Genomic DNA, 12,530 nt, shown 5'->3' on the forward strand with positions numbered 1-12,530 from the left:
CGAGACGAGGCAGCGGCCCGTTCTACGTAGTCAGAATGTCAGCGACCAGCTTGCGTTGAGCGCATGGTCACGGTTGCGGCTGGCGAACTGGCCGCTGTAGCCCAGCTGCAGCTGTTGCCGTGGTGTGAGCCAGGCACTGATGCCCAGTTCGCCGGTCCAGGCGCTGCGCGCAATCGCGGTCGAGGCGACGCCGAAGCGGTTGCCGGTATTGAAGCCGAGCAACGCTGCGCCTTCGCGGTCACCGAGGTTACGCTGATAGCCAAGGCTGCCGGTCAGGCGCAGCCAGCTGTTGTCCTGGCCCTGAGCCTGCAGGCCTTTGTCAAAACGCAGACCAGTGCCGACCGTCGTGCTGTCAATTCTACCGACCTTGCCGTGCAGGGCAGCGGCACCACCACGTTCGCGTACGTCGCCGAGGTCCACGCGCACCCGGGCCACCTGCAGGTAGGGGCTGAGTCCGATCTGTTCGCTGCCGAAGCGGTAGCTGCCCTCGGCAAACAGCTGGCGGGTGCTGCCGTGCTGGCGCGCGGCCAACGCATCGTGGAAGCCCTGGAACTGGAGCTGGCGTTCGCTGTCGATGCGATGGCGGCTGTAGGCCATGCCGCCGCCCACGGTCAGCGCCCCCCAGTCGTGGCTGGCATACAGGCCGACATGGCGGTTGTCGCTGCGCAGTCTGGCCTGGCGCCCCTGTGCCTGGCGCACGTCGCTGCGACCGCTGCCCAGCACCATGCCCAGCTGGGTGTAGCCCAGCATGTACTCGGCACCGGCGAGCAGGCCGGTACTGTTGCTGCGGGCGCTGGCCAGGCCCGCGCCGCCTTGCATGGTCGTTGCACCACCGATGGCCTGTACCCACACCGTGGCTGGCGCGGCATCGGCCTGGGGGGCCAGCGCGCCGGCGTTGCTGCGTGCCAATACGGCATCGCGCACATAGCGGCTGCTCTGAGCCAGCGCCAGCGGCGCGGCTGCATGCAGTTCACCGCTGAGGCCATCCAGTGCCGTGCCCAGTTGCTGCGGGAACAGCTGGGTCAGCGGCTGCGGCAGGCCCTGCCTTACTGGCAGGGTATCGAGCACGGCCGCCAGCGCCTGCTGGTTGTGACCCACGGCAGCGCTGTGCAGGCTGGCCCCGCGCTGGACATCCACGCGCAGGGTGCTGGCATCGCCCTGCAACGAGAATTGCAGAAACGGTGAAAATGCGTGCGTATCCAGACTGGCGAAACTGCCGCTGATACCGCCCTCGGCGTGCAGCAGATTGAACTGCTCGCCGAGGTAGAACTGGCCTTCAACCGGCGCGGCCACTACGTTGCCGCTGAGGACGGCACTGCCGCTGACCGTCAGCAGCGCAGGATTGTCCCCGGCCAGACTGGCCAGCAGCGTGCCATTGCTGCCCTGGCGGTAGTTGCCGTTGATCTTCAGTGTGCCGCCGCCCAGACCATCGCCTGGGACCAGGGTTCCGTTGTTGTCGGTGTTACTCAGTGTGCCAGTACCGCCGAGCATGCCGTTCTGTTCGATGGCGGTATGGCCGCTGCGCTGCTTGCCATCAAAGCGCACGCTGCCACCGTTGATGAGCAGGTTCGAGCCCTCAAGCACGCCGCTGCTGCTGACCAGCGCGCTGCCCGCGTGCACCTGCAGGCTGGTGCCGAGCAGACTGCCGTTGAGACGCAGCTGGCCGCCGTCGACCTGCACCGCGCTGGTCAACGTATTGTGCCCATCGAGTTCAAGGATTCCCTCGCGTACAAGCGCGCCATTGAATGTGTTGTCACCACTCAGTCGCAGCCAACCGATACCTGACTTGGTCAGTGCACCGGGGCCGCCGATGTCATTGGTCCAGTCATCCCACGCATCGCCCTGCCACACCTTGCGGCCACCGGCACGCTGGTTCATCACCACGTCGGTGTCCACGCGCAGCTGGCCATAGCCTTCGATGGCTTTTTCCAGGTTGATCAGGCCCCAGCCGTAGATCTCATCGACACCGGACGCGCCCAGATCGGTGGCGGTGGTAAGCAGCACATCGCGCACCTGGGCGTTGTCCAGGTAGGGGAAGCGCTCGAACAGCAGACCCAGTGCACCGGTGACATGCGGGGCCGCCATCGAGGTACCGCCGTAGCGTCCATACTCCGGCAGCAATGCATCGCTGGGCACGTCTACATGAACATCGTCGCCGCGCATGCGCACGCCGACCGGATCATCGGCAGCACCGATCCGGGTCGAGTCGATCCCGCTGCCAGGTGCGGCAAGGCACCAGCTGGCGGTGAGTCCGCATTTGACCGAGAACGGGTCCAGTTCCTGTTGATCGTCCACCGCGACCACACTCAGCCACAACGGCTCCAGTTCGCGCAGGGCATGCGGGAGTGAGGCCAGTGCATCGGCGCCGGGACGCTCGTCCGGCGTGCCTTCGCCCGCGGCATTGCCTGCCGCCCAGACCTGCAGCATGCCGTGTCGTGCGCTGACGGTGCCATATGTCTTGCTGAAGTGCTGCAGGCTGGGTGAGGCGAGGATCTCCTGCAGCTCTTCCAGTGTTGTTGCAGAGACACCGATGCCCCAGCTGTTGTTGATCGCGCGCGTACCATCCTGGGCGAACCTGTCGAACATCACCGGCACCAACGCGTCGGGCATTTCCTTGCCATCGATATCGCGTCGTTGCAGTTGGCCATCCTGCATGAAAAAGTGGTTCAAGCTGTCGTACTCGTTGTTGGCAACGGTGAGCAGCGCACCAAAGGCCACCCCATGCATGCCTCGGCCATCCCGGTTGGCGGCGATGATGCCGCCGACGTGGGTGCCGTGGTCCTGCGGATTGAGACCGGCAGGACCGTAGGTGTCCTCGATCTGCTGCCTCAGATCGTCTGGAACGTTCTCATCGATTACCAGAAACTCGTAGCTCGGGTCGCGACCGTCGCGGAAGTAGCAGGCGTCCGGCCCCGCCAGAGCAGCGCCGCGTTGGCACAGGCCGCCATCGGGACCCGGTGCCTGCAGGAGAATGCTCCGGTGGTCCCTGCCTGCGAATTCGGGATGATCCAGCCATGTGCCTGAGTCCAGGACGCCCAGCCGGATGCCAGTTCCGCTCAGACCACGTGCGTAGGCAGCATCAGCTTTGATCATGCCAAGTCCACCACCTTGGAGGAACTCCGGGGTGCGCCACTGCTGGCGGTCGCCGGCAGCAGCCAGCGGTGGGCTGCTACGCGGTGCGTTGGCTGCGTTGCCGGCCGGACCGGCACCCACCAGGCTACGGGTGTGCAGCGCATGCTGCTGGGCGCGCTGGCGTTGCCACTGGTCACGAGCCTCGCTGGAGGTTTCAGCCAGTGCGGCGGGGGCGCTGCAGGCAAGCGTGGCCAATGCAAGCGCGCGGGACAGAACGCGTTGGGGGCTAACAACAGAGCGGGATGGAACATCGTGCATGATCAAACCTCGGCGATGACGGAGAGCGCTGCAGGCAATCGGCGTGCAGAGGGTGATCGTCAGCGGCCAGCGGCTGACCTGTCATTGCAGTTTCCTGAGGTTCTGTAACCGTCTGTATGAGGCGGATGGGAACACGCGTTCACGCAAGGCGGCAGCCGCCAAGGCAGTGTCCGGCAGCGTCAGGTGGCCCTGCTGCCTCGGTGGCAGGGGCGACCTTCAGCGCAGCAAGCCAGGCGCCGGCGGCCGCAAAGAAAACGCCCCGGTCCTGTTGGACCGGGGCGTTTGAGTGCCGTGCTGTGACTCAGTGCGAGCCTGCGCGCATCAGGCCGCAGGTTTGATCGTGGCCATGTCGATCACGAAGCGGTAGCGCACGTCATTGCTGGCCATCCGCTCCCAGGCCTGGTTGACGTCCTTGATGTCGATGACCTCGACATCGGCGACGATGCCGTGCTCAGCGCAGAAGTCCATCATTTCCTGGGTCTCGGCCATGCCGCCGATCGCCGAGCCAGTCACATGCTTGCGCCCGAAGATCACGCTGGCACCCATCAGTGCCGGCTCCAGTCCGGTGATCACACCGACCAGGCACAGGGTGGCGTCGCGCTTGAGCAGGCTCATGTACGGGTTGGTGTCATGGCCGACCGGCACCGTGTTGAGCAGGAAATCGAAGCTGTTGGCGTGCGCCTTCATCTGCACGGGATCACGCGAGACCAGCACCTCGTCGGCGCCCAGGCGCTTGGCGTCGGCGCCCTTCTCCGGTGTGGTGGTGATCATCACCACATGCGCGCCCAGCGCCTTGGCGAACTTGACGCCCATATGGCCCAGGCCGCCAAGGCCGATCACGCCGACCTTCTGGCCGGGGCCGACCTTCCAGTGGCGCAGCGGCGACCAGGTGGTGATGCCAGCACACAGCAGCGGCGCGGCGGCCTTCAGGTCCAGCTTCTCGGAGACCTTCACCACGAAGCGCTGCTCGACCACGATATGGTCCGAGTAGCCGCCCATGGTCAACTCACCGGTCTGTCGGTCCTGGCTGTTGTAGGTGTAGGTCGGGCCTTCCTCGCAGTACTGCTCCAGATCGTGGCTGCAGGCATCACAGTGGCGGCAGGAGTCGACCATGCAGCCTACGCCAGCGTAGTCACCGACCTTCAGCGTGCTGACCTCGGCGCCCACTTCGACAACGCGGCCGATGATCTCGTGCCCCGGCACCATCGGGTACTGCGCGCCACCCCAGTCATCCCGCGCCTGATGCAGGTCGGAATGGCAGATGCCGCTGTACAGCACGTCGATACGCACGTCGTTGGGGCCTACCGCCCGGCGCTCGAAGGTGTGCGGTGCCAGCGGGGCGGTGGTGGAAGTGACGGCATAGCCGTGGGCGAGGGACATGGGGAATCCTTGGCAGGGTTTGTGGAAAGGCGCTTTACAATACGCGGGCCACCGCCGGGCACATAGGCCCGGAATCGGGATGATTCATCCAGCCGGACTGCACAATCTTGGCCACCGACAACCTTACCCATCTGGCCGCCTTCGCCGCCGTGGCCCGTCATCGCAGCTTTCGCCGCGCCGGTGCCGAACTGGCTCTGTCGACTTCGGCGGTGAGCTATGCCATCCGCGCGCTGGAAGAGCGCCTTGGCGTCGGCCTGTTCCATCGCACCACGCGCAGCGTGGCGCTGACCGAAGCCGGCCAGCGTCTGCTGGAGCGACTGCAGCCCGCGCTGGACCAGGTGCACGACGCGCTGGATGAGATGAACCAGTTCCGTGCCACCCCTTCCGGGTTGCTGCGCATCAATGCCACCCGCGCCGCCGTGGCGACACAGCTCAGCCCGAGACTGGCCGCCTTCATGGCCGCGCACCCGGACGTGCGCGTGGACCTGACCGAGAACGATGGACTGGTCGACATCGTGCACGAAGGCTACGACGCCGGTGTACGCCTGCATGAGTTCGTGCCTGAGGACATGGTCGCCGTGCCTTTGGGCCCCGCGCTGCGCGGGCTGATCGTGGCATCGCCTGCCTATCTCCAGCGACGGCCGGCACCGCAGCATCCGCACGACCTGCTGATGCACGAGTGCATCCGGTTCCGCTTCGCCAGCGGGCACATCTACAAATGGCAGTTCGAGCGCGATGGCCACGCACTGGAAATGGATGTGCCGGGCCGGCTGACGCTCGGTGAGCAGTCCACCATCATCCGCGCGGTGCTGGATGGGCTGGGTCTGGCGTATGTGCTGGAGGACGCCGCGCGGGCACACCTGCAGGCCGGCACGCTGGTGACCGTGCTGGAAGAGTGGAGCGAGCCGTTTGCCGGTTTCGTCCTCTACTACCCGCGGCAGAGGCAGATGGCCTCGGCGCTGCGCGCGTTCGTGGACCATCTGCGTGGGTGAGTGGGGCCGCCCGGTAGCGCTCTTGCGCACATCGGTATACTATCCCCCAGTATAGTTCTGCCTTGGATGGTCCATGCCGCACTCACCTGAAGAAAAGAAGAAGGTCCTGGCACGCGTGCGCCGCATCCGCGGCCAGTGCGATGCGTTGGACCGTGCGCTGGAAGCGGGTGCCGACTGTGGCCCGGTACTGCAGCAGATCGCGGCCATCCGTGGTGCGGTCAACGGCCTGATGTCCGAGGTCATGGAAGCGCATCTGCGCGAGGAGTTCGGCCAGCCAGCCACTTCCGAGGCGCAGCGCGCCGAACGCGTGCGTGAGATGAGTGGCCTGATCCGCTCCTATCTCAAATAACCCCCAATTGCCGCCGGGCCGGTCCGCGCGCCCGGCCGCGACAGGTCCGCAACACCGGCCCTGCCTATCCCTGCCCCCCGTGTTTCCCTTGGAGAACCCACCATGAAATCCCGTGCCGCCGTTGCGTTTGGTCCCGGCCAGCCGTTGCAGATCGTCGAGATCGACGTCGCCCCGCCCAAAGCCGGCGAAGTGCTGGTCAGGATCACTCATACCGGTGTCTGCCACACCGATGCGTTCACGCTGTCCGGCGATGATCCGGAAGGCCTGTTCCCGGCCGTGCTGGGCCATGAGGGCGCCGGCATCGTGGTCGAGGTGGGCGAGGGCGTGACCAGCGTCAAGCCGGGCGACCACGTGATTCCGCTGTACACCGCCGAGTGTGGCCAATGCCTGTTCTGCACGAGCGGCAAGACCAACCTGTGCGTCGCCGTGCGCGCAACCCAGGGCAAAGGCGTGATGCCCGACGGCACCACGCGTTTCAGTTACAACGGTGAACCGATCTACCACTACATGGGTTGCTCGACCTTCAGCGAGTACACCGTGGTGGCCGAGGTATCGCTGGCAAAGATCAACCCGGATGCGAACCCGGAACATGTATGCCTGCTCGGCTGCGGCGTCACCACCGGCATCGGCGCGGTGCACAACACCGCCAAGGTGCAGGAAGGTGACAGCGTGGCCGTGTTCGGTCTCGGCGGCATCGGCCTGGCCGTGATCCAGGGCGCGCGCCAGGCCAAGGCCGGTCGCATCATCGCTGTGGACACCAATCCGTCCAAGTTCGAGCTGGCGCGCGAGTTCGGCGCCACCGACTGCATCAATCCGAAGGACTTCGACAAGCCCATCCAGCAGGTGATCGTCGAGATGACCACCTGGGGTGTTGACCACAGCTTTGAATGCATCGGCAACGTCAACGTCATGCGCGCGGCACTGGAATGCGCACACCGCGGCTGGGGCCAGAGCGTGGTGATCGGCGTGGCCGGTTCGGGCCAGGAAATTTCCACCCGCCCGTTCCAGCTGGTGACCGGCCGCAAGTGGATGGGTACCGCCTTTGGTGGCGTCAAGGGGCGCAGCCAGTTGCCCGGCATGGTCGAGGACGCGATGAAGGGCGACATCGCGCTGGCACCGTTTGTCACCCACACGATGGAACTGGAGAAGATCAACGAAGCGTTCGACCTGATGCACGAAGGCAAGTCGATCCGCTCCGTCGTCCACTACTGAGCCACCTGGCGGCGGGCCGCGTGCCCGCCGCCCCGCTGCGGAGATTTCCATGGAACGCATTGAACGCCGCGCCTGCTTTGGCGGCTGGCAGGACGTTTACCGCCACACCTCGCAGGTGCTGGGCTGCACGATGAATGTGGCGGTCTACCTGCCGCCACAGGCGGACACGCAGAAGCTGCCGGTGCTGTACTGGCTGAGCGGGCTGACCTGCACCGAGCAGAACTTCATCACCAAGGCCGGCGCCCAGCGCTATGCCGCCGAACACGGGATCATCCTCGTCGCGCCCGACACGAGCCCGCGTGGCGATGCGGTTGCCGATGCCGACGGTTACGACCTGGGCAAGGGGGCAGGGTTCTACCTCGATGCCACCGAGCAGCCGTGGGCACAGCATTACCGGATGCACGACTATGTAGTGAACGAGCTGCCGGCGCTGATCGAGGCGCAGTTCGCCGCTACCGACGCGCGTGCGATCAGTGGTCATTCGATGGGAGGTCACGGCGCGCTGGTGCTGGCCCTGCGCAACCCGGGGCACTACCGCAGCGTATCGGCGTTCTCACCGATCGTCGCGCCGAGCCAGGTGCCGTGGGGTGAAAAAGCCTTCAGCGCCTATCTTGGTGATGACCGTGCCGCATGGGCGCAGTGGGATGCCACGGCGCTGATCGCCGATGCGCGCGAGCGTCTGCCACTGCTGGTGGACCAGGGCGATGCTGATGAGTTCCTTGCCGCACAGCTGCAGCCGCAGCGTCTGGCCGAGGCCTGCAAAGCTGCCGGCCATCCGCTTGAGCTGCGTCTGCAGCCGGGTTACGACCACAGCTATTACTTCATCGCCAGCTTCATCGGTGAGCACATCGCGCACCACGCCAAGGCGCTGAAGGTGTAGAGACGGGCTCTGCCCGGCTGGTTTACACGTGCACCGAAACGAAGAGCAGCCGGGCAGAGCCCGGCTCTACGCGGCAGTCGCGCTCAACGCACGTCGCGCAGCTCCCAGTTGTGGCCGGCCAGCAGCCGCATGCGCTGCTTGAACACGTCGCTGTCGATGCTGGTGGTGGCCACCAGGTTGATGCGCAGGTCCTTCTGTTCGCCGGTCACGGTTGCCTGCGGGTCGGTCGCGCCCCACTGGTCTTCCACGGCGTCGGGGTCAGGCTGCTTGCCGCGCCAGCGATCGAACAGCGTGGTGCTGCGCAGCGCGTCCTGCAGCTGCTCGGCAAAGCCTTCGGCGCCGTGCGCGGTGAAGGCCAACTCGCCGTCGGTGCCGCGCGCTTTGGCGGGGTCGGGCAGGCTGATGTGGTACTGGGTCATGTCCATCTCCTTGTAGGCGCGCAAAGCGTTGCAGGTGCGCGGTGCAGGCCACGTGCAGGCGGCGGGCCGAGGCCTGCCTTCACTCGAAACGATGCGGCTGGTCAGCGAAGCCGACCGTCACTGCGCCTTTGCCCACGTTGACCATGCCGGTCAGGCTCATCACCGAGGCATACAGCTGTACCCCGTTCTCCTCGCAGATCGCCTGCAGGCGGGAGTAGCCGGGCAGGGCGCGCAGCTCGTCGAGTTCACCGCCGTAGCTCACACATACGGTCGGCGTCATCAGGCCATGACGTACGCGCTTGCCCACCACCTCGAACAGCTTCGCCACAGCGTTGTCGAAGCCCTTGATCTTGGCCACCGGTGCGGTGTCGCCACGGTATCCATGCAGGATGGGTTTGATGTCCAGCGCGCTGCCCAGCGCGGCACTCAGCAGACCCACGCTGCGGTCGCCCTTGTGGCGGGCGCGGGCACGCATGTAGTAGAGGTCGCGGGTAACCATGTAGCCGTGCACGTTGCCGGCCAGTTCCTCCAGCCGTTCACGGATCTGCTGCACGCTGGCGCCGCTGTCTCGCAGGCGCACCGCTTCCACCGCGGTCACGGCCTGGGCGGCGAACAGGTTCTGGGTGTCGATCACCCGCAGCGCGAAGGGCGAGTTGTAACCGGCCGCCTGCCGCACCGGCTTGTAGTCGTTGAGGATGGCAAAGCTGGCCTGCAGCGCACTGTCATGGATCGGGCTGCGGGTCCGGGTGATGGTCATGCAGAACACGTGGTCGTAGTCGATGACCAGCTGCTGCAGGAACAGGTCGCGGATCTGCTGCACGTTGAAGGGGATGGTTTCCGCCTCGGCGCCATGCTCGGCGACATGGGCATGCAGGAAGCTCAGCGTGGCCTGTTCGTCGCGGTGGTCGGCCAGCATGGCTTCGCCGATGCGCACGGTGATCGGCAGCAGCACGATCCGGTGGTCGGTGATGAAGTCCTGCGGCAGGTCGCAGGCGGAGTCGACAACGATTCCAATGCGCATCGGCGGGCCCCCTCCGGGCCGTTTTGCGTAGCTCGAAGTGTGAACGCTATCGCAAAACGGCCCCCGATGCTGCAGCCGGGTGGCCGCCATGCCGGCTGGACCTCAGCGTCGCCGCTGCACCGCCACCTCCAGGATGTCAGCGGACGCGGGCGCGGTGCAGGTAGCGGTCGCGCAGCTCGGTCTGCCGCGAGCGCATCGGCATCGCCTGGCCGCCGAGCCACACCTGCTCGGCGTAATGCGCCACATCCAGCGGGTCGCCCTCCCACAGCACCAGGTCAGCCTGCATGCCCGGCTCGATGCTGCCGATGCGGTCGGCCACGCCCAGCACCTGGGCCGGCACCCGGGTCAGTCCGGCCAGGCCATCGGCCCAGGGCAGACCATGGGCCACCGCATTGCCGGCCAGTTGGCGGATCTTGCGTGCATTGTGGGAGACGTCCTCGCGCTGGGCGAAGCTGACCGGGACGCCCGCGCGCTGCAGGCGTGCGGCGTTTTCCAGCGTGGCGCCAAGCTGGTCGAAGCTGGCCGGCAGGTTGCCCAGCGCATCGACGAAGACCGGCACCTGCGCAGCGGCCAGCTCGGTGGCAAGCTGCCAGGCTTCGGCGCCGCCGGCAATGGCGATGCGTACCTTCTCGCGCTGGGCCCAGCGCAGCAGCTGGCGGATATCGGACGCGCGGTCCACCGCGACGATGATCCGACCCTGACCAGCCAGATACCCGGCCAGCGTGCGGCGTCCGGCCGGGGTCAGCAGCGCATGTGGTGAATCAGCCGCAATCCGCCCGCGCGCTTCGTCGACCATCTGCTGCAGCAGCATCCACTGCGCTGCCCGGGACTGCCCAGTGAGTTCGGCCGCCTCGGCGCCCAGGCGCAGATACAGGGCGCGCGGCCCGATCGGGTCGAGGCTGCCATCCAGACGCAGCACGCCGCCCTGGCCGGCAACGAAGCCGCCGCCGGTGGTGGCGCCCAACGCGGTGAAGCCAAGCCCCTCCACACGTGCCACCGGCACCAGCACCGAAGCCGGGTTGTAGGCCAGGGTCACGTCAAACTCAGGGCGCAGCGGCTGTTCGCCCAGTTTGAGGTGGCTGTCGACCGTGCTGGCTTCGCCGGAGACCTCCTCGATGCCGATCTCGGTGATGCCGGCAAACAGCGCGGGGGTCAGCGGCCGTCCGCCGGCTTCGACCACCTGTACGCCTGCCGGCGCAGACAGGCCGGGGCCCACCGCAGCGATGAGGCCGCCGCGCACCAGCACATCGGCATGCTGCAGGCTGCCGCGGGCGCTCACGGTATGCACCGTCGCATCGCGGATCAGCACGTCCTGGGCGGCGGCGACCGGGCCGAACATCAGCAGCGCGGCCGCGGCAGCCAGGCGCCATGTACGACGGCCTGCAGAGCAGATCCTGTTCAATCCATCCATCACTGCACCTCCTGGCCAAGGCGGAAATCAGACACCGGTTTGGCGCCGGGCACCGTGCGGTCGTAATAGCGGTGCCCGTCGATGAACACCTGGTCAGCCAGCGCGTACGAGCTGAAGGGATTTCCATTCCAGACCACCACATCGGCCATCTTGCCCACCTCGAGCGAGCCGGTCTGTCCTTCGATGCCCAACGCCCGTGCAGCGTTGTGGGTGAGCCAGGTGATCGCGCGCTCCGGTGGGATCTCATCCATGCCGGCGCGGCGCGCGGCGGCCACGGCCTTGGCCGCCTCCTGGTTGAGGCGCTGGATGCCCTCGGGCGAGTCCGAATGAACCACGGCGCAGCTGTTGGCCGGGCGGTCGACCAGCGCGATGTTCTCGGCAATGCCGTCGAAGGCTTCCATCTTGAAGCCCCACCAGTCAGCCCACAGCGCCCCACATACGCCCTCGGCGGCAAGCCGGTCGGCCAGCTTGTAGGCTTCCACCCCGTGATGGAACGCGGCCACCTTGAAGCCGAATTCGTCGGCCAGGTCGAGCATGGTGGCCATCTCATCGGCACGGTAGCAGTGAATGTGCACGCGGATGTCGCCCTGGATCGCACCGGCCAGCGTGTCCAGCTTGAGGTCGCGCTTGCCGCCGCTGTCGCCGCTGCTGTCGCTGCCATCGCCACTGCCGAACCAGCGCTTGCGCGGTGTCGGCTTGGGGCTGTTTTTTGCGATGTACTCGCTGGCATCGATGAAGGCCGCGCGGTAGCCGGCCACATTGCCCATGCGTGTGGCCGGAGCCGTGCCCTTGCCACCGTAGACGCGCTTGGGGTTTTCGCCACAGGCCATCTTCAGGCCCCACGGTGCACCGGGAAACTTCATCGCCTGATAGGTGGTGGTCGGCACGTTCTTCAGGGTCACGCCGCGGCCACCGACCAGGTTGGCCGAGCCGGGCAGCACCTGCATGCTGGTCACGCCGCCGGCAAGGGCTTCGGCAAAGCCCGGGTCCTGCGGCCATACCGAGTGTTCAGCCCATACGTTGGCGGTGACCGGCGCGGTCATTTCGTTGCCGTCGCTGTGCGCGCTCACGCCGGGACTGGGGTAGACGCCCAGATGCGAATGCACGTCGATCAGTCCGGGGGTTACCCAGCGCCCATGTGCGTCCACGCGGCGCACCTCGGCACCCGCCTGCAGGCCGCGCCCCACTGCTTCGATGCGGCCATCGCGCAGCAGCACATCGGCATCGTCCAGGCGCTGGCCGGTGCCGGTGAGCACGGTCGCGTTGTGGATCAGCACCGCTTCGCTCGGCTGCGGTCGGTAGGTGCTGGGGTAGGGGTCCTGCAGGAAACGCGAGGCGCCAACGGCCTGGCTGGACACGGCCGACAACAGCGCCACGGCAAGGCCGGCGCGCACGAGATGGTGCATGGAGTTCCCCGTTGCGAATGTGACCCGCCGACGCTAGCCGGGCCTGGGGCCGCTTGCCAAGTGACCTTTT

10 protein-coding genes are annotated in these 12,530 nt (G+C 66.7%); 4 read left to right on the forward strand and 6 right to left on the reverse strand.

Annotated elements, in window-relative coordinates; all coding sequences use genetic code 11:
• Window positions 1-30: 30 nt before the first annotated feature.
• Entirely contained in the window at window positions 31-3,327 is a 3,297-nt protein-coding gene (locus RZA67_RS02235) for an autotransporter domain-containing protein (protein ID WP_317210899.1), read from the reverse strand.
• Window positions 3,328-3,711: 384 nt separating this feature from the next.
• The gene (locus RZA67_RS02240) at window positions 3,712-4,770 is read right to left on the reverse strand and encodes an NAD(P)-dependent alcohol dehydrogenase (protein WP_317210900.1); all 1,059 of its coding nucleotides are present in this window, start codon (window positions 4,768-4,770) and stop codon (window positions 3,712-3,714) included.
• Window positions 4,771-4,877: 107 nt separating this feature from the next.
• Here RZA67_RS02240 and RZA67_RS02245 point away from each other — a divergent pair, with 107 nt between their 5' ends.
• The 4 genes from RZA67_RS02245 (at window position 4,878) to fghA (ending at window position 8,203) form a co-directional block, all read left to right on the forward strand.
• On the forward strand, window positions 4,878-5,762 hold the full coding sequence (locus RZA67_RS02245; protein ID WP_317210901.1) for a LysR family transcriptional regulator: 885 nt from the start codon (window positions 4,878-4,880) through the stop codon (window positions 5,760-5,762).
• A 73-nt stretch (window positions 5,763-5,835) separates the two neighbouring features.
• Window positions 5,836-6,111 carry a metal/formaldehyde-sensitive transcriptional repressor gene (locus RZA67_RS02250; RefSeq protein WP_317210902.1) on the forward strand — a complete coding sequence of 92 codons (276 nt, stop codon included), beginning with the start codon at window positions 5,836-5,838 and terminating at the stop codon, window positions 6,109-6,111.
• A 102-nt stretch (window positions 6,112-6,213) separates the two neighbouring features.
• Window positions 6,214-7,323 (forward strand): S-(hydroxymethyl)glutathione dehydrogenase/class III alcohol dehydrogenase, encoded by a 1,110-nt coding sequence (locus RZA67_RS02255; protein WP_317210903.1) that lies wholly within the window; start codon window positions 6,214-6,216, stop codon window positions 7,321-7,323.
• A gap of 49 nt (window positions 7,324-7,372) precedes the next feature.
• On the forward strand, window positions 7,373-8,203 hold the full coding sequence (gene fghA, locus RZA67_RS02260; RefSeq protein ID WP_317210904.1) for an S-formylglutathione hydrolase: 831 nt from the start codon (window positions 7,373-7,375) through the stop codon (window positions 8,201-8,203).
• Window positions 8,204-8,286: 83 nt separating this feature from the next.
• Here the strand turns inward: fghA and RZA67_RS02265 are convergent, their stop codons facing one another.
• From RZA67_RS02265 to RZA67_RS02280, 4 genes are all read right to left on the reverse strand, one after another.
• On the reverse strand, window positions 8,287-8,628 hold the full coding sequence (locus RZA67_RS02265; RefSeq protein ID WP_317213777.1) for a hypothetical protein: 342 nt from the start codon (window positions 8,626-8,628) through the stop codon (window positions 8,287-8,289).
• Between the two features lie 73 nt (window positions 8,629-8,701).
• Window positions 8,702-9,643 carry a DegV family protein gene (locus RZA67_RS02270; protein ID WP_317210905.1) on the reverse strand — a complete coding sequence of 314 codons (942 nt, stop codon included), beginning with the start codon at window positions 9,641-9,643 and terminating at the stop codon, window positions 8,702-8,704.
• A gap of 136 nt (window positions 9,644-9,779) precedes the next feature.
• Complete coding sequence (locus RZA67_RS02275; protein WP_317213778.1) at window positions 9,780-10,982, reverse strand: amidohydrolase family protein; 1,203 nt, start codon at window positions 10,980-10,982, stop codon at window positions 9,780-9,782.
• Between the two features lie 71 nt (window positions 10,983-11,053).
• A complete protein-coding gene (locus RZA67_RS02280; protein ID WP_317210906.1) occupies window positions 11,054-12,460 on the reverse strand; it encodes an amidohydrolase in 1,407 nt (468 codons plus the stop codon).
• Window positions 12,461-12,530 lie beyond the last annotated feature (70 nt).

This window comes from Stenotrophomonas sp. C3(2023), assembly GCF_032911385.1.
GTDB lineage: Bacteria > Pseudomonadota > Gammaproteobacteria > Xanthomonadales > Xanthomonadaceae > Stenotrophomonas.

What these genes read in the sequence shown, in the direction of transcription:
- RZA67_RS02270 (WP_317210905.1), bottom strand. Translation starts at nt 9,643, where the DNA reads ATGCGCATTGGAATCGTTGTCGACTCCGCCTGCGACCTGCCGCAGGAC.
- RZA67_RS02275 (WP_317213778.1), bottom strand. Translation starts at nt 10,982, where the DNA reads ATGTTCGGCCCGGTCGCCGCCGCCCAGGACGTGCTGATCCGCGATGCG.
- RZA67_RS02265 (WP_317213777.1), bottom strand. Translation starts at nt 8,628, where the DNA reads ATGGACATGACCCAGTACCACATCAGCCTGCCCGACCCCGCCAAAGCG.
- RZA67_RS02240 (WP_317210900.1), bottom strand. Translation starts at nt 4,770, where the DNA reads ATGTCCCTCGCCCACGGCTATGCCGTCACTTCCACCACCGCCCCGCTG.
- RZA67_RS02250 (WP_317210902.1), top strand. Translation starts at nt 5,836, where the DNA reads ATGCCGCACTCACCTGAAGAAAAGAAGAAGGTCCTGGCACGCGTGCGC.
- RZA67_RS02280 (WP_317210906.1), bottom strand. Translation starts at nt 12,460, where the DNA reads ATGCACCATCTCGTGCGCGCCGGCCTTGCCGTGGCGCTGTTGTCGGCC.
- fghA (WP_317210904.1), top strand. Translation starts at nt 7,373, where the DNA reads ATGGAACGCATTGAACGCCGCGCCTGCTTTGGCGGCTGGCAGGACGTT.
- RZA67_RS02255 (WP_317210903.1), top strand. Translation starts at nt 6,214, where the DNA reads ATGAAATCCCGTGCCGCCGTTGCGTTTGGTCCCGGCCAGCCGTTGCAG.